The organism is Streptomyces sp. NPDC057249 (assembly GCF_042669245.1).
Lineage (GTDB): Bacteria > Actinomycetota > Actinomycetes > Streptomycetales > Streptomycetaceae > Streptomyces.
Genome location: NZ_JBHUXS010000002.1, coordinates 454,942 through 473,351, shown reverse-complemented (window position 1 = coordinate 473,351; position 18,410 = coordinate 454,942). Strand labels below are relative to the sequence as shown.

The following is an 18,410-nucleotide window of genomic DNA, read 5'->3' as shown; positions in this document are numbered from 1 at the left end:
GGGGGTCAGTCCGGCCGCGCGTGGCCCGTCGGCTCCGCCGCGCGGCCCCCGGCCCCCAGCAGGCCCGTGGGCGTGAACTCGGAGCGGTTCAGCTCCTTGCGGGTCGCGAGGGCGACCACCCCCGGCAGCCCGGACCGCACGGCCTGGACGGCGCGCAGCCAGCCGGGGACGTACACGGACGGCGACCGCCGCTCGATCGCGGCGACCACCCGCCGGGCCACGTACGGGGCCGGGTAGGTCTTCCGGGCCGGCGGCGGCATGTGGGCGCGCAGCTCCCGCAGCACCGGGTACTGGTCGGCGTCCCGGATCATGTCGGTGTCGATCCAGTTCAGATACGCGATGCCCACGCCGACACCGCGCGGCGCCAGCTCCGCGCGCAGCGAGTGGCACAGGGCCTCCACGCCCGACTTGGAGGCGCAGTACGCGCTCATCATCGGCGCGGCCCCGATGGCGGCCAGCGAGGCGATCTGGAGGTAGTGCCCCCGGGTGTCCAGAAGCTGCGGCAGGAACGTCCGGGCGGTGACCGCGCTGCCGATCAGGTTGACCTCGATCACGCGCCGCCAGCTCACCGGGTCGGACTCCGCGAACGGGCCGCCCTCGGCCACGCCCGCGTTGGCCACGACCACCGAGGCGGGGCCCAGCCGACGGCGTACCTCGTCGGCGACGCGGGCCATCGCCGCGTCGTCGGTGACGTCCACGTGCCAGTGCCCGGACGGCGCGGGGAGCGTGCCGGCCACCCCGGCGAGCGCCTCCTCCTCCAGGCCGAGCAGCGCCACGCGAGCGCCCCGGGCGGCCAGCTCCCGCGCCACGGCCTTGCCCAGGCCGCGCGCCCCGCCCGTCACCACGGCCGTACGGCCGCTCAGCAGGTGCTTCCGGTCAGTCACGGGAACTCCTTCGCGGTGACGGGAGGGCCGGGACGCCCCGTTCCGGCCATGGTCACCCGGGGGTGCCGGATGCGCGCGGCGGGAGCGGCCCCGCATGCGGCGACGGGGGCGGGGCAGGAGGCGGGGAACCGCCGCTCGGGTCGCGGTGGGGGCCGGGCCCGGCCACGCTGGACTGGATGAGCCCGCGCCGGTGAGAACGAGAACCGCCTTCCCCCTCATGGAGGACTCGGATGACGACTACCGCCGCACCGCCCGTGGACCTGGGCAGGCTGTGGACCCTGCCCGGGGTATACGCCCCGCAGGCCGACACCCATCTGCTGGCGCGGGCGCTCCAGGCCGAGGGCCCGGCCGCCGGCATGGACGTCCTCGACGTCTGCACGGGCAGCGGAGCCCTGGCCCTGCTGGCGGCACGCGGCGGGGCCCGGGTCTCCGCGATCGACATCTCCCGGCGGGCCGTCCTGACCGCCCGCCTGAACGCCGCCCGCGCCGGCCACCGCGTCCGGGTGCTGCGCGGCGACCTCACCGGCCCCGTCGCCGGCCGGCGCTTCCACCTGATCGTGAGCAACCCGCCGTACGTCCCCGCCCCCCACCCCCGCCGCGCCCGCTCCCACGGCCCGGAGGTCGCCTGGGACGCCGGGCTCTGCGGCCGGCAGGCCCTGGACCGCATCTGCGCGCACGCCCACGACGCCCTGCACCCGGGCGGCGTGCTGCTGCTCGTCCACTCCGGGCTGTGCGGGGTGGAGGAGACCCTGGCCCGGCTGACCGCCGGCGGCCTGCGCGCCGCGGTGACGAGCCGGATCTCCGTACCCTTCGGGCCGGTCATGACCGAGCGCCTGCCGTGGCTCCGCGCGCAGGGGCTCCTCGGCCCCCGCGACCGCACCGAGGAACTGGTGGTGATCCGTGGCGAACGCCCCTGAACCCCGCCGCCTGAGCATCGAGCCGGGCGGCCCGGTGCTCATCGAGGGGCCGGTCGAGATCGTCCGGGAGGACGGCTCGACCGTCACCTCCGACCGCTTCGTGGTGGCCGTCTGCACCTGCCGCCGCAGCCGGATGTACCCCTGGTGCGACACCAGCCACCGCCGTCACCGGCGGCCGGTCAGCCCGCCGTCGGGCGAAGGCGCACCGGAAGCGCCTGGTGGCCGTTGCTGATCAGCGACGGGAGCGGGAGCAGGTCCTCGGCGGGGACCGCGAGCCGGATCTCCGGGAAGCGCTCGAAGAGCTGACGGAGCGCGGTGGCGATCTCCAGGCGGGCCAGCGGGGCGCCGAGGCAGAAGTGGACGCCGTGGCCGAACGCCAGGTGGTCCTTGGCGGTGCGGGTCACGTCGAAGTCGTCGGCCGTCCCGCCGTGCCAGTCCGGGTGGCGGTTGGCGGGGGCGAACGAGACCAGGATCGCCTCGCCCCGCGCGATCTTCCGCCCGTCGGGCAGCGGGATGTCCGAGAGGGCGTAACGCATCGGGATGTGCTTGACCGCGGGCTCGTGGCGCAGGGTCTCCTCGACCACGTCGTTCCAGTCGGCGCGCCCCTCACGGAGGTGGGCGAGCTGTTCCGGGTGGGTCAGCAGCGCGGTGATCGCCTGGTCGATCACGTTGACCGTGGTGTCGTAGCCGGCGGAGATCATCAGGAGCAGCGTGTCGCGCAGCTCCTCGCCGCTGAGGCGGCCGCCGTCGCCCTCCTCGTCGCGGGTGGCGAGCAGGAGCGAGGTCATGTCGTCACCCGGCTTGTCCCGCTTGGCGGCGATGAGATGGTCGAGCGCGCCGTACAGGGCGGCCGTGTTGGCCGTGGCCTCCTCGAAGGTGAGGGTGGAGTCGAAGACGCCGTCGACCTTGGCGCGGAAGCCGTCGAGCTGGTCCTCCGGGACGCCCATGAGCCGGCCGATCACCGCGATCGGGAGCGGGTAGGCGAGCTCGGTGCGGAGGTCGACCGGCTCGCCGGCGGGCCGGTCGGCGAGGCCGTCGAGGAGTTCGGAGACGATCTTCTCCACCGAGGAGCGCAGGTCCTGGATGCGGCGGGCGCTGAACGCGGGGGAGATCATCCGGCGCAGCCGCCGGTGGTCGCCGCCGTACGCGGTGAACATGTTGTTCACCGCCACCCACAGGGCGAGCGGCCAGGTGGCCACCGTCTCGGCGAACGCCGGCCAGTGCGCCCGGGCGTCCTTCGAGACCTGGGAGCTGGTCAGGAGCTCCTTCAGGAGCACCGGGTCGCTGACGGACCACGCGGTGACCCCGAGGACGTCGACGCGGGTGGCGGGACCGCGCTCGCGCAGCGCCCGGTACTCCGCGTGGCGGTCGGCGCCGGCGGGGTCGAGGACGATGATCGGCTGCTCGGACATGGGTCTCCTTCAGTGGGAGGCGTGGAAGACGATGGGGAGCGATTCCAGTGCGCGGTGGAACGGGCCCGGCCGCCAGCGCAGTTCACCGGCCGGGACCGCGAGGTCCATCTCGGGCAGGGCGTCGAGCAGATGGGTGACCGCGGTCTCCGCGATCAGGTAGGCGTGCGAGCGCGCCGGGCAGGTGTGCGGGCCGATGCTCCACGCCAGATGGGCCCGGTTGCCCGCGATGCCGCCGGACGCCCGCGCGATCGCCGGGTCGTTGTTGCACCCGGCCATCGAGATCAGGACCGGCTGGTGGGCGGGGAGCAGCACCCCGTCGATGTCCGCCGGGTAGGGCGGGTAGGTGATGCAGTAGTTCGCCATCGGCGGGTCGGTGTACAGGACGGTGTCCAGCGCGTCCCGCACGGTGGAGTGCCCGGCGTGCAGCCCGGCGGAGAACTCCTCGTCGGTGAGGATCTTCAGCTGGGTGTTGGCGATGAGATTGGTCAGCGGCTCGATGCCCGCCCCGTACAGCGTGACCAGTTGGTGGCCCATCTCCTCGTCGGTCAGCTGCGCCGAGTGGCCGAGCAGCCGGGAGGTGATGTCGTCGGCCGGGTGGCGGCGGCGCAGTTCGACGAGGTCGGCGACCGCCTGGCCGAGGATCTCGTTGCCCCGCTGGGCGTCCGTCGCCTCGAAGATGCGGGACATCCCGTCGGCGATGCGCGCCCCGATCTCGTCGGGGCAGCCGAGCAGGGAGCTGAGGACGCGGAAGGCGATCGGCCACGCGTACTGGGTGAGCACATCGGCCCGGCCCGCCGTGATGAAGTCCGCGACCGCGGCGGCGGCCAGCTGCTCCACCCGGGCCCGCAGCTCGTGCTGGTCCACGGCGTCGATCGCGGTGGTGTTGGCGGACCGGTAGCGGGCGTGCGCGGTGCCGCTGCTGCGCAGGGCGTTGGGCCGCCACTCCATCATCGGCCGCACCGGGCAGGAGGCCGGCACCTGTTCCTGCCAGACACGCGGGTCGTGCGGGAAGTACAGGGGGTCGTTGAGGATGCGCCGGGCCTGGAAGTACCCGATCACCAGGGTCGCCGGGATGCCGGGGGACAGCTCGACGGGCACCAGCGGCCCGTACGCCGCCCGCATCCGCTCGTACGCGGCATGCGGGTCGGCGGCGTACGCCGGGTCGTAGAGTGCGACCCGGCCCGACGGGGCCGACGGCAGGGTGGTGCTGGGGGACGTCATGGAGTGGGCTCCAGGGAGAGGGCCGATCGTTGCGCGGCGAGGTGTTCCGTGAGCGTGATCAGGGCGTACACGCAGGAGGTACGGTCCCGGGCGTCGCAGGTGGTCAGGGGCGTCTCCGGGTCCAGGGCCAGGGCTTCGCGGATCTCGGCGAGGGCGTATCCGGGCGCGTCCGGGAACACGTTGATCGCGACCGCGTACGGGATGCCCTGGTCCTCCAGCAGCCCCAGCGCCTCGTGGCTCGCGTCCAGGTCACGCGTGTCGGCCAGCACCAGACAGCCGAGCGCGCCGTGCGCCAGGTCCTCCCACACCGGCTGGAACCGCACCTGGCCGGGCAGGCCGAACAGGTAGAGGGCGAGGGCACCGCCGGCCAGGTGGATGCGGCCGAAGTCCATGCCCACGGTCGTCGTGGTCTTCTCCGGCACCCCGCGCAGATCGTCCACGCCGACGCTGTCCTCCGTGATCGGCTCCTCCATCCGCAGCGGCCGGACCTCCGAGACGCTGCCGATGAAGGTCGTCTTGCCGACGCCGAAGCCGCCGGCGATCACGATCTTGGCGGACTGGGTCACCGTCGCCGGTACGTACGAGACGCCGTTCGAGGCGTCAGACCAGTTCTCGGAGTCCATCGAGCACCTTCTGGAGGAGGTCGTTTCGGGGCTGGTCACCTGCGGCGGGGGCCGGGCTGGCCAGATGGCCGCTGTCCATCAGGGAGGACACGATGATCCGGACGGTGGAGGGCGGCAGCTGGAGGGCGGCGGCGATGTCGGCGACCGCGAGACCGCCCCGGCCCACCGCGAACAGGCCCATCACCCGCCGTGCGTCGGGCCCCAGCTCACCGGCCGGACCCGGCGCGGCGACGACCACGCTCTCCAGGCGTACATCCCGGTCCGGCCGGACCCGCCCGCCGGTACGGACGTAGGGCCTGACCATGTCCGGATCGTGCCGTGGGCCGCTCATGCGGCGGGGCCCCCGTCCGGCTGGAGCACCGGGGTGCGCTCCCTCGTGCCCAGCTGTTCGCCCAGGCGGACGACGAGCAGGGCCATGTGGTGGCTGATCAGGCCGACGTCCGCGTGCGGGCCCGTCGTCACGACGGACAGCATGGTGTGGTGCCCCGCCGCGGTCGTCAGCCCGATGGTGGACACGGACTCGATCAGCTGCTGGCGGACCCCCTGCCCGCCGGTGAACTCGTCCCAGGCCCGGCCCGAAGCGCGCAGCGACGCGGTCAGGGCGGCCAGCTTCTCGCCGTCCTCCTGGCTGATGGTGCGCGTCCGCGCCTTCAGCAGCCCGTCGCCGCTCATCAGCACGGCGTACCGGACGCCCTCCACCGATCCGAGCTGCTCGTCCAGCAGCCAGCCCAGGGTGTTCGCGTGCGTGTCCGACATGATCAACGTCCTTCGTCCGTACGAGGGGTGTTCTGGTTGTCCCGGCTGCGGCGGCTGCCCGCCATCCAGGCGGCGGCCACCGCGGGCCTGCCCGGCTCGACCTCGGGTTCGGGCGCCGGCCGCGCCCCGGCGGCGGGCCGTGTCCCACGCCGGCGGACGGTGAGCCCGCCGGCCGTGGTGGCCGGCGCGGGAGCCGGGGCGGGCGTGGGCTCCGGCTCGGGGGCGGCCGGGGGGACGGTGGCCTTCCGGGCCGTCGGCAGCGACTGCGCGGACACCGGCCGGGAGGGCCCCGGCGTCGTCAGCAGGTCCTGCGGCAGGACGATGATCGCGCGGGTGCCGCCGTACAGGTTCGGCGCGGTCAGCTCGACGCGGAAGCCGTACTGGTGGGCCAGGACCGAGGCCACGCGCAGACCCGTCTGCGGGTAGGCGCCCAGCCGGGTGATGTCGTCCCGCTGCTCGCCGGACATCACCTCGCGGGCCCAGGTCAGCCGCTCGTCCTCCATCCGGAGACCGGCGTCGTCCACCACCAGGAACGCCGCGTTCGCCCCGTGTTCCAGGGAGACGTGCACCAGGGCGTTGGGCGGCGAGTAGCGCAGCGCGTTGTCCAGCAGCACGGCCAGGGTGTGGACGACCGCCTCCACGGACCGGCTGCGCACCGCGAAGGACTCCAGGTCCGTGTGCTGGATGCGCTGGTAGCCCTCGACCCGGCCCATGGCGGTGCGCACCACATCGGTCAGCGTCGTCGCGGGCCAGCGCCGCGACAGTTTGTCACCGGCCAGGACTCCGTAGCCGGACGCGGTGAGCAGCATCTGCTGCGCCAGGTGGTCCATCTCGACCAGCGTCGCGTACGCGTCGTCCGACACGTGGCGCCGCACCCCGGCGCTGATGGTGCTGCTCAGCTTCGCCGCGCGGTGCACGGTGCTGGACGCGAAGGCGCGTACCGCCGCCCGTGCCGTGTCCACCGACTCCTGGCGGGCCTGGGCGACCTGACGCTCCGTCTCCGCCCACACCTGGGTGAGCTGTTCCTCGGCGGCGTTCTGCGCGAGGCGGCCCGTCATGGTGATCGCGGAGCGCGCCTGATCGGCCAGCGCGGTCAGCCCGTGGGCGAGCTGGGTGTGGGCCAGCTGGGGCGGGATGGCCGAATCCAGGGGGTGGGAGCGGCCGGTCTGCGCCTCGGAGGCGGCTGCCGGGACGACGCTCTGGGCGATATGCGCCACGTACTGCTCGGCGGCCCGGATCTGCTGGGCCAACTGCTCGCGCTGCTGCCCGATTTCGTCGGCCCGCCGCCTCTCGGCGCGGGCGCGGCGCAGGAACCACAGCGAGGCGCAGGCTCCCGCGGCCAGCGCGAGCAGGATCAATATCGGTTCGGTCATGGGGTCCTCGCGGAAGTGAGGGGGACGGTTCCGCCGGCCGCGCGGGTGCCGGAGGGCAGGCCGGTCCACGGTCCGCCGCAGCCGGTCGACCCACTGCCGAAGCCGGCCGCCGGGTGGGGGGTGGAGCGGTTGACCGGCGAGCGGGACATGACAGAACACTAATCAGAAACGACCAAGGAACGTGTGCAGGACGGGTGTTGACGATGTATCGGTGGCCGAAAAGTGAGGCCACCTGGCCGTCGGCGCTCCGGACGTCCCTCGTAGGATTCGGTGCGGTCCGCGACCGCGAAAACGCGGACCGACCAGCGCAGAGCAAGCGTCATTCCGCGCCGGCGCCCCGGCGGGAGAGCAGCCGGGCGCACGGCCGGGACATCAAGTGAGTGGAGAGCCAGTCATGCGTGGAGGCAGTATCGCCGTGGTCGGCGGGAGCATAGCGGGGTGTGCCACGGCCCTCGCCGTGTCGCGCGCCGGAGCGGACCGCGTCACCGTCTTCGAGCGCGCCGACGCCGAACTCCGGGACCGCGGCGTCGGAATCGCCCTCCAGAGCGACCGCTACGAAGAGCTGAGAGAGGCGGGATACGTCGCCCCCGAGATGCCCTGGGCTCCGCTGAACCGGCGGGTGTGGAGCGTACGGGACCAGGACGCGCCGCACGGCCGTGGCTTCGGGCGGCAGCCGTTCCCGTTCCGCGCCTACAACTGGGGCTCGCTCTGGAGCGAGCTGCGCAGCCGGGTGCCCGAGGGCGTCGACTACCGCTCCGGAGCCGTCGTCACCGCCGTGGAGCCGGCCGACGACGGGGTGACGCTGCGGCTCGCCGACGGCCACGAGGAACGGTTCGACCTCGTCATCGGCGCCGACGGCTACCGCTCCGTGGTCCGCGAGGCCATGTTCCCCGGCATCAGCCCCGAGTACGCCGGATACATCGGCTGGCGCGGCGCCTCCGAGGACGTCGAGGGGCTGCCCTCGGACGGGCTCGACGCCCACAACATCGTCTTCCCCGGCGGCCACTGCATGATCTACCGCATCCCGGACGGCACCGGTGGCCACCGCCTCAACTGGGTGCTCTACACCACGCCCCCGCAGGCCGACGGCCTCCACCCGGACCTGCGCACCCCCACCTCGCTCCCGCCCGGCCGCCTCAACTCCGAGCTGACGGACTGGCTGCGCGCCCTGGTCGCCGACCACTTCCCGCCCTTCTGGGCGGACAAGGTGCTCGGCACGCCTGCCGAGACCACGTTCATCCAGCCCATCTACGACCTGGTCGTCCCGCACTACACCTCGGGCCGCATGGCGCTCGTCGGCGACGCCGCCAGCGTCGCCCGCCCGCACGTCGGCGCCGGCAGCGTGAAGGCACTCCAGGACGCGACCGCGCTGGAGGCGGCCTGGACCGCGGGGGACAGCTGGAAGGACGTGCTGGACCGCTACGACGCCGGGCGCGGCGCGGTCGGCTCCGCCATGGTGGCCCTCGCCCGCCGCATGGGCAGCACCCAGGTCGAGAACACCCCGGACTGGTCGGCCATGCACCAGCCCGAGTTCGACGCCTGGTGGCAGGAGCAGAACAGCGGCTCCGACCGCAGCAGCGGCTTCGGCGGCCACAGCCTGAAGTCCGAGTAACCGCGAGCGCGAGGAGGGGGCGGCCCGCGCCGGGCCGCCCCCTCCTCGCGTCGTCGGTCAGACGCCCGTGGGCGCCAGCTCCAGCGCCTCGTGCAGGGCCGTCGGGTCCTTACGCGCCTGCGCCCCGTCCAGGCGCAGCGCCACCCGCCCCGACGTCAGGACCGTGAGCGTGTCCGCGCACCCGGCCGCCGTCGCCGGACTCGGCGACACCAGGAGCACGGCGATGCCCTCGGCGGCCAGCGTCGTCACCAGCTCGTGCACCTGACGGACCAGGGCCGGGGCCAGGCCCTCCGTCGGCTCGTCCAGCAGCAGCACGCTCGGCGAACCGAGCAGCGCCCGGGCCAGGGCCAGCATCTGCTGCTCCCCGCCCGACAGGTCCGTGCCCCGGTTGCCCCGGCGCTCGCCCAGCCTGGGCAGCAGATCCAGGACCCGCTCGGGCGTCCACACACTCGGCCGCGAGGCGTCGCCCCGGCGCGGCGGACGGTGCGAGAGGCGCAGGTGCTCGGCGACGCTGAGGTTCGCGAAGACCCGGCGCCCCTGCGGCACCAGACCGATCCCGGCGCGGGCCATCCGGTGCGCCGGCTGACCCGTCAGGTCCCGGCCGGCCAGCCGTACGGTGCCCGCGTCCGGGCGCATCAGACCGGCGACGGTGTGGACGAGCGTCGTCTTGCCCGCGCCGTTGTGGCCGACGACGGCGTGCACCGTGCCGGCGGGCACGGAGAGGTCGAGGCCGTGGAGGACCGTGCCGCCGTGGTAGCCCGCGGTCAGGCCCGTGAGTTCGAGCATCGGGGGTCGGTCATCCTCTCGCTTCGGTGCTGCCGGTGACGAGTTCCGGCGCCTCACCGGACACCGGCGCCGTGTTCTGGTACGCGTCGCGGACCTCCGGGTGGGCGAGCGCCTCCCCGGTCGGCCCGGTCACCAGCACCCGGCCGGCCGCCAGTACGGTCACCGACGTGGCGACCTGGGCGACGACCTCGACGTGGTGCTCGACCAGCACGACCGCCACGCTCTCGGGCAGCGCCCCGAGGATGTCGAGCAGCCGGCCGATGTCGCCGTCGGTCAGCCCGGCCGCCGGCTCGTCCAGGAGCAGCAGGCGCGGATCGCCCGCCAGGGCCGCGGCCAGGTCCAGCATGCGGCGCTGCCCGTGCGAGAGCTCGGAGGCCGGCCGGTGCGCCAGGTGCGCGAGCCCCACGGTCTCCAGGTGCCGCCCCGCCGATTCGGTGTGCAGCCGGTAGCGGGACGGGCTGCGCCAGGCGCCCCGGCGCTTCGGGTGGTGCGCCCAGCCCGCCAGCACGATGTTGTCCAGCACCGTCAGCTCGCCGATGACGGACGGCTGCTGGAAGCTGCGCGCGATGCCCAGCCGGCTGCGCTTCGCGGTGGACGCCCGGGTGACGTCCGCACCGTTCAGCGCGATCGTGCCCCGGTCGGGCCGGTCGGTGCCGGCGATGAGGTTGAGCAGGGTCGTCTTGCCGGCGCCGTTGGGACCGATCACGGCGTGCCGGGCGCCCGGGGGCAGCCGCAGCGCGACGTCGTCCACGGCGGTGAGGCTGCCGTACCTGCGGGTGAGGTGGTCGAGGTCCAGCACGGGGACCGGCTCTACGGCTTCGGGCGTCATGGGGAGACCTTCCCGGCGGGGGACACGGTGGACGCGGCGGGTGCGGGGCGGCCGACGAAGAGGCGCAGACCGGCCAGCCCGCGCGGCAGCAGGTACACGGCGGCGATGAACAGCGCCCCGAGCAGCAGCGGCCCGTGGCCGGGCCAGGAGCCGGCGACCCAGTCCCGGGTGAACACGATCAGCCCGGCGCCGAGGAGGGCACCGATGACCGACGTCGTACCGCCGATGACGACCGCGAGCAGCGCGAACGCGGCGATCTCGAAGCCGACGTCGGCGGGGGAGAGGTACTGCTGCACGGTGACCATCAGCGAGCCGCCCACCCCGGCCAGCGCGCCGGCGCAGATGTGGGCCACCAGGAGATAGCGCCCCACGGGGTGCCCGGACGCCCGCATCCGCGCCTCGGCGCCCCGGGTCCCGGTGAGCAGCTTGCCGGCCGGGGAGCGCAGCACCAGCAGGGTGAGGGCGACCGCGACGACCGCGACGACCGCCGCGTACACGTACAGCTCGCGCTCCTCGGTCATGCCCTCGCCGCCCCACAGCGCCTGGGTGGCCGGGAAGCCGACCAGCCCGTCGGCGCCGCCGGTGACGGACTTGACCTGGTTGATCACCGCACTCGTCAGCTCGCCGACGGCCAGCGTGATCATCAGCACGGTGGTGCCGCGGGCCCGGATGACCGCGGGTCCGGTCACCGCCGAGAACACGGCGGCCGCGAGCGCCGACAGGACGATCTGGACCGGGCCCACCGTCCACCCGGCGTCGGCCAGGTTGGCGGTGGCGTACGCGCCGACGGCGAACGGGGCGGTCTGCCCGAGCGTGGGCAGACCGGCGTACCCGGTCAGGACGGTGACGCTCACCGCGAGCAGCCCGAGCGCCAGGGCGGACCCGGCGAGCGAGATGCTGTACGAGTCGAGCATCCCCGGGAGCGCGAAGAGGACGGCGAGCAGGACGAGCAGCGGGACGGCCTGCCGCCACCCGGCCGCGTGCAGCCAGGAGGCGAGCCGCCCGGGGGCCGCCGGAGCGGGCGCCGCTGCCTTGCGCGGCCGGTTCTCCCACCGGGCGGCGAGGAGCCGGCGCAGCCGGGAGACCGGGTCGGTGGACGGGCCCCGCTCCTCGTGCGCCTCCGGCTCCGTGAACCGGGAGCGGAACACCAGCACCGCCGCCATCGCGGCGAACAGCAGGTAGGGCGCCAGGTCCGGGAGCACCGAGACGCCCAGGGTCTGGACCTCGCCCACGGCGACCGCCGCGGCGAACGTCGCCCACAGCGAGCGCAGCCCGCCGAGGACGACGACCACCAGGGACAGCATCAGCACGTTCTCGGAGGTGCCGGGCCCGGGGCCGATGATCGGCGCCCCGAGCACGCCCGCCGCACCGGCCAGCGCGCCCGCCGCCGCGAGCACACCGGTGTGCACGGCGCGGGGGTTGTGGCCGGTGGCGGCGAGCATCTGGGGGTCGTCCGCCGAGGCGCGTACCGCCGCGCCCACCCGGGTCCGGGTGAGCACCCACGTACCGAAGGCCGCCAGGACGACGGCCATGGCGATGAAGCAGAGCCGGTAGGCGGGGTAGCGGTGGCCCAGCAGGTGGACCGAGGAGTCGAGCGCGCCGGGGACGCGCACCGGCAGCTCGTCCGCCCCGAAGAGCTGGATCAGCAGGTCCCCGCCGACGAGGGCGATCCCGAACGTCAGCAGGGCCTGGGCCAGATGCCCACGCCGGGCGAGCGGAACCGTGGCGGCGGAGAGCCCCGCCCCGGCGAGGGCCGCGGCCGCCGTTCCGGCCGCGAGCCCGAGGACGAGGCCGCCCCATGTTCCGTCGCTCAGCTCGGCGCCGGTGTAGGCGCCGATCGCGTACAGCATGCCGTGCGAGAGGTTGAGTACGCCGGCCGTGCCGAACGCGAGACTCAGGCCGGCGGCGACCACGAACAGCAGCAGCCCGTAGGCCACGCCGTCCACCGCCGGCACGAGGTGGGCATCGAGCAGATCCATGTCAGCCGCCGAGCGTGGCCAGGTCCTGGACCATGACGTTGGACAGCTGGTTGCCGTCCGGACGCACCTGGCGCAGGTACCACGTCTGCACCGGCGCGTGCGCCTTCTTGCTGAACTCCCAGTTGCCGCGCGGGCTGTCGATCTGGCCCAGGTTCGCGATGGCCTTGTTGATCGTCTCCGGGGTCACGTCACCCTTCTTCGCGGCGTCCGCGATCGCCTTGTCGAGCACGGCGGCCGCGTCGTACGACGACATGGCGTAGGTGGTCGGCTGGGTGTCGTGCTCGGCGGTCCAGTCGGCGGCGAACTTGCGGTTGGCCGCGTTGTCGAGGTCCGGCGCGTAGTTCAGGACGGAGTAGATGTCCTTGGCGGCCTGGCCCTCGGCCTGGAGCACGCTGCCCTCGGTGACGAAGGCGGTGTACAGCGGCAGGTCGGCGACGTCGGACTGCGCGTACTGCTTCGCGAAGTCGATCGCCGCCTTGCCGGCGTAGAAGCAGTAGACCGCCTTGGCGTCGGTCTTGGCGATCTCCGCGAAGTACGGCATGAAGTTGGTCGTCTTCGGGAACGGCGTCCACTTGGTCTTGCCGTCCGGGTTGGCCAGCTTGCCGCCGACGCGCTTGAACTCGTCGGTGAACCCGCGCAGTTCGTCGTAACCGCCCTGGTAGTCCGGTCCGATCGCGTAGACCGGGCCGTCCACCTTCTCCTTGACGTACGGGGCGATGGCCTTGCCCGGCTCGTCGGACATGAAGCTCGTCGTCCACACGTACTCGGGGTCCTTGACCTCGGGACGGGCGTTGGAGCCGAGGAAGGGGATCTTCGCCTGGCTGACCAGCGGCAGCACCGCGTTGACCGAGCCACCGCTGACCAGGCCGGTCAGCACGTCGACCTTGTCCTTCTTGACCAGCTTGGTGGCGGCCGGGACGGCGGTCGGCGGGCCGTCGCCCTCGTCGGCGACGATGAGCTCGACCTTGCGCCCGCCCAGCTTGTTGTCGTGCGTCTTCAGATACAGCTCGAAGCCGTTGCGCAGATCGGTGCCGACCGGCTTGTAGGTGCCGGAAAGCGACGCGACCAGGCCGACCTTGACGGTCTCGTCGCCGGAGCCGCTGTCGCTGCTGCAACCGGTGACGGCGGCCAGGCCGAGGGCGAGGGCGGCGGCACCGACGGGCCGGACGAATCTGCGGTGGCGGGTGCGGCGGGGTATGTCGAAGAACATGAGTGCTCTCATCGGGGGAGTATCGGGCAACGGTGTGACCCGACCGCGGAGTCGGCTCCGCGGACGGGTCGCTGCGGCCGTGGGGGGAACGGCCGGGTTCAGTGCGTGGGGGAGTTGTGCGGGGTGCGGACCTGGGGGGACAGCGAGTCACCGACCTGGTTGATCAGCTCGGACATCATGTAGCTGACCTCGCCGATGTCCGCGTCCCTGGTGGTCATGACCAGGAGCGAGGCACCGCTGGAGACGGCCATGGAGAACATGTAGCCGCCCTCCATCGCGGTGAGACTGTGCTCCACCGGGTCGGTGTCGGTCAGCTGGGCGGCCGCGGACAGCAGGTTCACGACGCCGGAGGCGATGGCGGCCAGCCGGTCGGCGTCGTCGCGCTCCACGCCGGTGTACGCGAGCGCGAGTCCGTCCACGGACACGGCTATCGCCTGGGTGACCTCCGGAATGCGTCCGGCGAAGTCGCTCAGGATCCAGCTCAGGTCGGTGGGTGAGGTCATTTCTTGGTCCGTTCGGTGTCGTCGTTGCTGGCGGGACGCCCGCGGGGGTTCGTGCTCCGGCTGATGCCCTGGGCGTAGGCCGCCAGGACGTCGGAGACCTGCCGGGAGTCCCGGCGGCGGGGGGTCGGCCGCGGCGCACCGGCGCCGGACCGCTGCTCGGTACCGGCCCGCTTCTCCCGTGCGGGCCACTGCTGGGGCGCGGTGCGCTTGCGGACCGGAAGGCCGGACGCGCTGACGCCCGCGATGCGCGAGGCCGGTTCGTCGTGCACGGGATGCGGGGCCGGCGCGTCGGCGACGTCCCTCCGGGCCGGGGCCTCGTGCTCCTCGCGCGCGCCCGGGGCCGCCGGGGCGCCCGCACGGGCGCCGACGCCCGCGCCGACCGGACGGCCGACCCGGCCGCGTACGTCGTCGGGCTTCCGGCGGGTCACGACCGTACGGGGCGACTCGAAGCCGTTCTCCGTCGGCGGGGCCGGTTCCTCGGACACCTCGGCCAGCACGTCCTTGGGCAGGGTGACCTCGGCGATGGTGCCGGGACCCGAGGAGTCGCGCAGCTCGACAACGATGCCGTGGCGGGCGGCGAGGCGCGCCACCACGTGCAGACCCATGGACCGCACGTCCCCGATGCCCGCCTTCGGCTCGCGCAGCCCGGCGTTGAGCGCGGCACGGCGGTCCGCCGAGATGCCCACGCCCTCGTCCACGATCTGGACGACGGCCCGGTCCCACAGCCGCCAGACGGCGACCCCGACCTGGGCGTCGGGCGGGGAGAAGCGGGTGGCGTTGTCGAGGAGCTCCGCCAGCATGTGCGCGACGTCGTGCACCGCGCGGGCGGAGATGCCGATGCCCGCCTCGATCGCGCCGAGGGACACCCGGTCGAAGCGCTCGATCTGCTGGGCCGCCGCCACGATGACGGTGGAGCAGCCGATGTCGGCCGAGCGCACCCGGGCGTTGCCGTAACCGCCCAGCACCAGCAGGTTGTTGGTGTTGCGCTCCATGCGGATCGCGAGGTGGTCGAGGGCGAAGAGCGTCTTCATGCGCTCCGGGTCGGCCTCGTCGCGCTGCACCGTGTCCAGCTCGGACACCATGACGCTGGTCAGCTGGGCGCCGCGGCGGGCGACCCGGACCAGGGTCTCGGCGAACTGCTCGTGCACCCGGGCCTGTTCGGCGGCGAGGCGCACGGCCTCGTGGTGGACGGCGTTGAACGCCTCGCCGACCTCACCGATCTCGTCGCCGCTGGTGGTGGTGACGGGGTTGCCGGTGCGTTCGGCGACCTGCTCGGGGGTGGCACCGCTCAGCGCGCCGGGCTGGGACAGCTCGCTCATGACGGCGGGCAGCCGGGTGTGGGCCACCTCGTGTGCGGCGTTGCGCAGGTCGCGCAGGCGGCGGATCATGACCCGGCCCAGGCGGACGGCGACGAGGACGACACCGACCAGGGTCAGCAGCACGAGGGTGATCTCGCCCCCGGCGGTCCACAGCAGCCTGGTGCGCTCCGCGTCGACGGTGGCGGCGACGGACTCGTCGATCCGGTCCTCCACCTCGTGCAGCAGCGTCTGCCGGTCGTCGGACGCCTTCTGCCACTCCTTGGGCGTGACACCGATCGGCTTGCTGGTGTCCGTGCGCCCGATCCGGTCCTCCAGCTTGCGGGACTCCAGGGCCTTGGGGCCGGAGAGGGTGCGCTCCAGCCAGGTCCGCCACTCGCTCGGGCCGAGGCTGAACATCGCACTCGTCGACTCGGTGTAGCCGAGCCGGCTGGCGTCGAAGGTGCGCTGGGACGCCGCGGTGAAACCACCCGCGGCCTGCGCCCTCATGACGGTGATCTGCTCCTGCGCGGTGTGCTCGGCGGCCGCGGACAGCGCCGCGGCCGCGCGGATGCGGTCGGCGATGTCGGCGTCGACACCGTCGGCCTGCGCGATGCCGTCGCGGTAGCCGTTGAGGTCCGCGATCACGATCCGGTAGCCGAAGGCGAGCGCGGAGATGGTGGTGCTGCCCGAGCGCACCTGGGCGCGCAGGGCGGGGAGTTCGTCGATGAAGCGGTCGATCCGGACCAGGGCCTCCCGGGCGCTTCCGGGCACCTCGGAGAGTCCGCCGGTGCGGCTCTTGAAGGCGGTGATGCTCTTGTCGGTCGCGTCGGAACTGGCCTGGAAGGCGGACGAGTCCCCCTGGTCCGAGACCAGCGCGGTGGCGGCCGCTCGCTCACGCTGCAACTGGTGAGTTAAGTCGGCCGCGCCGGCGGCGACGTCGACCATGTCGGCCAGCCGGTTCGCCTGGAGTGCCTGGTTGGTGGCGGGTGCGAGGGCCAGGGCCGAGAACGTGACCGCGACGGCGAGGGGAGCCGTGACCAGCAGGACGAGGCGGCGATTGATTTTCACTGCGCGGCTCCGTCGGCGGAGCCGGGCTTGAGTATCGGTGACACGCAGATACCTGTTAACGGGTTGTGGGGTGTCGGTAGGAACGCTCGTACATCGTGTGCACAGTTACGGATGGGACGGGTGGGGTGGGTGGGGCTCGCATTGCGCGGCTTGATCCTATGCCTAGTGCACAACGCCGGATGCGTGCAGCCTCGAAAATTTGCGTTCAGTTAGATGTGCGAATCCGGTCGGAATCGGTCAAGTGTGGGTGCCCGGCGCCTGATTGGCCCCGTTGTGCGCGCCTCGACAGGCCCCGCACCGGTGTGTGAAGTCAGGGGAAGTCGCGTCCGATTAGCGAAGGCGACGGTTCGTCACCACCCCCACACCACAGTGAACAGGACATCCTGAAAAGGCACATGACCTCCACGGCACGCCGCCTTGACCTGATCACCCGTCAAGCGCCGCTACCGCCCACCGTGCCCGCGCGGACAGCGGGGCGAGCGCCTTGGCCGACCCCTTGGCGATCCGTCCCAGCACCAGCCGGGCGTGCCCCATCACCGTGCGCGCCAGCTCCGCGTCGCCCGACTCGACGGCCGCGAGCACCAGTTCGAGGTGCTGCTCCGCGACGAGCCGGCCGAGACCGCGTCGGTGCCACTGCTCGACCGTGGCGTCCGGCGCGCCGGAACCGCGCCCCCGGCCACCCTCGCCTTCCATCCCCACCGCCTCACGCGCCCACCCCAACGCCCGTGCGGCGGCCCGGAGATCACCCTTGCCGCGCTCGATCCGGGCCAGCACGTACGCCTCCGCCGCACGGTCCCGGTCCGTGTCCTGGAGGGAGAGCAGGCCGGACTGGGCGCGGGCCGCCTGCCCGTACTCGCCCAGCCGCTCCAGGGCCCGGCTCAGCGCCCGCAGCCGGGCCGCGTCGGGACCCGTGTCGTCCAGCATCCGGATCAGCGCCACCCGGGCGTGCGCGCGAAGCCCCTGACGGCGCGCCAGCTCCACCCAGGTGAACGCGTCCGGGCCCTTCCCCCGCTCGCCACGCGCCCACGCCACGGCCGACGCGGCATCGGTGACCAGACCCGACGTGGCGGACCGCAGGAGCGCCACGTCCTCGTCCCGCCCATGAGCCGCCACCAGCGCCGCCGCCACCAGACGCTCCTCGTGCCACTCACCGCGCTCCGCGTCCTCCCGCTCCAGCAGCCGGCGCAGCACGGGCAGGTCACCGTCGCGCCGGTCCTCCCACGCCGCCCGCACCACCCCCGCCCGCAGCACTGGATCGGCGTCCACCGCCTCCCGCGCCCCGGCATCCCCCGACCGCAGCAGCCGCAGCGCCGCGCGACCGGGCCCGAGGACCACGTCCCGCAGGCACATCCGGTACTCCTCGTCCAGCCGGTAGGCGCACAGCTCCGCGGAGTTCAGGAGCAGATGGTCCGGCTCGGTGCGCCGGGCGGCGGACTCCGCCAGGGCGAAGAGCTCGGTAAGCGGCCGTTCGGGCAGCCCCAGACCCTCGATCAGCGCGGCGCGCCGGGCGTCCAGATCGGGGGCGAACTCCTCGCGCGCCTCGGCGTCCGCGGCGCGCACGGCGGCCCGCAGCCCCTCCTCGTCCAGCTCGGCGGTCAGCCCCTCGCACCAACCGGGCAGCCGCACCAGCATCTCCAGCGCCTCGGAGACGCTGTCGGCGATCAGGACCGCCTCGCCCTCGGACGAGGCGTACAGCACCGCCGTACCGCCGCTCAGGAAGTACGTGCCCCCGGTGTCGTCCCCCGCGACCGGCTCCAGCTCCCTCCCGGACGCCAGGTGCACCGGCTCGACGTGGGAGGCCCGCTCGACGTCGAAGTCGAAGGGGAAGGCGGCGAGTTCCGCCAGGTCGGGACGGCTGCGGAGCAGTTCGAGCACACGGTCGGTCATGGCCCGCATCCTAGGGAGGAGCCCATGTCCGCGCGCCCCCGGCCACCACGGG

General features: G+C 73.6%; 17 protein-coding genes. 3 read left to right on the top strand and 14 right to left on the bottom strand.

Annotated elements, in window-relative coordinates; all coding sequences use genetic code 11:
• Positions 1 to 5: 5 nt before the first annotated feature.
• Positions 6 to 884 carry an SDR family oxidoreductase gene (locus ACFUJY_RS05665; RefSeq protein ID WP_383294981.1) on the bottom strand — a complete coding sequence of 293 codons (879 nt, stop codon included), beginning with the start codon at positions 882 to 884 and terminating at the stop codon, positions 6 to 8.
• 230 nt (positions 885 to 1,114) lie between these two features.
• Here ACFUJY_RS05665 and ACFUJY_RS05660 point away from each other — a divergent pair, with 230 nt between their 5' ends.
• Together ACFUJY_RS05660 and ACFUJY_RS05655 are read left to right on the top strand one after the other, a co-directional pair.
• Complete coding sequence (locus tag ACFUJY_RS05660; protein WP_383294978.1) at positions 1,115 to 1,801, top strand: HemK2/MTQ2 family protein methyltransferase; 687 nt, start codon at positions 1,115 to 1,117, stop codon at positions 1,799 to 1,801.
• Positions 1,785 to 2,033, top strand: coding sequence for a CDGSH iron-sulfur domain-containing protein (locus ACFUJY_RS05655; RefSeq protein WP_383294975.1), 249 nt, complete (start codon positions 1,785 to 1,787; stop codon positions 2,031 to 2,033). The genes ACFUJY_RS05660 and ACFUJY_RS05655 overlap by 17 nt, the downstream gene beginning before the upstream one ends.
• On the opposite strand, the gene ACFUJY_RS05650 is transcribed toward ACFUJY_RS05655, so the two are convergent.
• From ACFUJY_RS05650 to ACFUJY_RS05625, 6 genes are read right to left on the bottom strand one after another with little or no spacing between them, the layout of a single operon-like run.
• Positions 1,981 to 3,213 (bottom strand): cytochrome P450, encoded by a 1,233-nt coding sequence (locus tag ACFUJY_RS05650; RefSeq protein WP_383294972.1) that lies wholly within the window; start codon positions 3,211 to 3,213, stop codon positions 1,981 to 1,983. The genes ACFUJY_RS05655 and ACFUJY_RS05650 overlap by 53 nt on opposite strands.
• 9 nt (positions 3,214 to 3,222) lie before the next feature.
• A complete protein-coding gene (locus ACFUJY_RS05645; RefSeq protein ID WP_383294969.1) occupies positions 3,223 to 4,434 on the bottom strand; it encodes a cytochrome P450 in 1,212 nt (403 codons plus the stop codon).
• On the bottom strand, positions 4,431 to 5,057 hold the full coding sequence (locus ACFUJY_RS05640) for an ATP/GTP-binding protein (RefSeq protein ID WP_383294966.1): 627 nt from the start codon (positions 5,055 to 5,057) through the stop codon (positions 4,431 to 4,433). Before ACFUJY_RS05640 ends, ACFUJY_RS05645 begins: the two co-directional genes overlap by 4 nt.
• Positions 5,035 to 5,361: a DUF742 domain-containing protein gene (locus ACFUJY_RS05635; RefSeq protein ID WP_383294964.1), complete on the bottom strand. Its 327-nt coding sequence runs from the start codon at positions 5,359 to 5,361 to the stop codon at positions 5,035 to 5,037. The genes ACFUJY_RS05640 and ACFUJY_RS05635 overlap by 23 nt, the downstream gene beginning before the upstream one ends.
• A gap of 23 nt (positions 5,362 to 5,384) precedes the next feature.
• On the bottom strand, positions 5,385 to 5,813 hold the full coding sequence (locus tag ACFUJY_RS05630; RefSeq protein WP_018105448.1) for a roadblock/LC7 domain-containing protein: 429 nt from the start codon (positions 5,811 to 5,813) through the stop codon (positions 5,385 to 5,387).
• 2 nt (positions 5,814 to 5,815) lie between these two features.
• Complete coding sequence (locus tag ACFUJY_RS05625) at positions 5,816 to 7,186, bottom strand: ATP-binding protein (protein ID WP_383294961.1); 1,371 nt, start codon at positions 7,184 to 7,186, stop codon at positions 5,816 to 5,818.
• Between the two features lie 394 nt (positions 7,187 to 7,580).
• Between ACFUJY_RS05625 and ACFUJY_RS05620 the strand changes: the two genes are divergently transcribed.
• Positions 7,581 to 8,798: an FAD-dependent monooxygenase gene (locus tag ACFUJY_RS05620; RefSeq protein ID WP_383294958.1), complete on the top strand. Its 1,218-nt coding sequence runs from the start codon at positions 7,581 to 7,583 to the stop codon at positions 8,796 to 8,798.
• A gap of 57 nt (positions 8,799 to 8,855) precedes the next feature.
• Here the strand turns inward: ACFUJY_RS05620 and ACFUJY_RS05615 are convergent, their stop codons facing one another.
• The 7 genes from ACFUJY_RS05615 to ACFUJY_RS05585 all read right to left on the bottom strand — a co-directional run bounded on the left by ACFUJY_RS05615 (position 8,856) and on the right by ACFUJY_RS05585 (position 18,358).
• A complete protein-coding gene (locus ACFUJY_RS05615) occupies positions 8,856 to 9,584 on the bottom strand; it encodes an ABC transporter ATP-binding protein (RefSeq protein WP_383294955.1) in 729 nt (242 codons plus the stop codon).
• A 10-nt stretch (positions 9,585 to 9,594) separates the two neighbouring features.
• A complete protein-coding gene (locus ACFUJY_RS05610; RefSeq protein ID WP_383294952.1) occupies positions 9,595 to 10,413 on the bottom strand; it encodes an ABC transporter ATP-binding protein in 819 nt (272 codons plus the stop codon).
• Positions 10,410 to 12,392, bottom strand: a complete 1,983-nt coding sequence (locus tag ACFUJY_RS05605; protein ID WP_383294949.1) for a branched-chain amino acid ABC transporter permease — start codon at positions 12,390 to 12,392, stop codon at positions 10,410 to 10,412. The genes ACFUJY_RS05610 and ACFUJY_RS05605 overlap by 4 nt, the downstream gene beginning before the upstream one ends.
• 1 nt (position 12,393) lies before the next feature.
• On the bottom strand, positions 12,394 to 13,602 hold the full coding sequence (locus ACFUJY_RS05600) for an ABC transporter substrate-binding protein (RefSeq protein WP_383295407.1): 1,209 nt from the start codon (positions 13,600 to 13,602) through the stop codon (positions 12,394 to 12,396).
• A 98-nt stretch (positions 13,603 to 13,700) separates the two neighbouring features.
• The gene (locus ACFUJY_RS05595) at positions 13,701 to 14,105 is read right to left on the bottom strand and encodes a roadblock/LC7 domain-containing protein (protein ID WP_383294946.1); all 405 of its coding nucleotides are present in this window, start codon (positions 14,103 to 14,105) and stop codon (positions 13,701 to 13,703) included.
• Positions 14,102 to 16,471 (bottom strand): nitrate- and nitrite sensing domain-containing protein, encoded by a 2,370-nt coding sequence (locus ACFUJY_RS05590; RefSeq protein WP_383294943.1) that lies wholly within the window; start codon positions 16,469 to 16,471, stop codon positions 14,102 to 14,104. Before ACFUJY_RS05590 ends, ACFUJY_RS05595 begins: the two co-directional genes overlap by 4 nt.
• A gap of 426 nt (positions 16,472 to 16,897) precedes the next feature.
• Positions 16,898 to 18,358 (bottom strand): hypothetical protein, encoded by a 1,461-nt coding sequence (locus ACFUJY_RS05585; protein ID WP_383294940.1) that lies wholly within the window; start codon positions 18,356 to 18,358, stop codon positions 16,898 to 16,900.
• Positions 18,359 to 18,410: the final 52 nt, after the last annotated feature.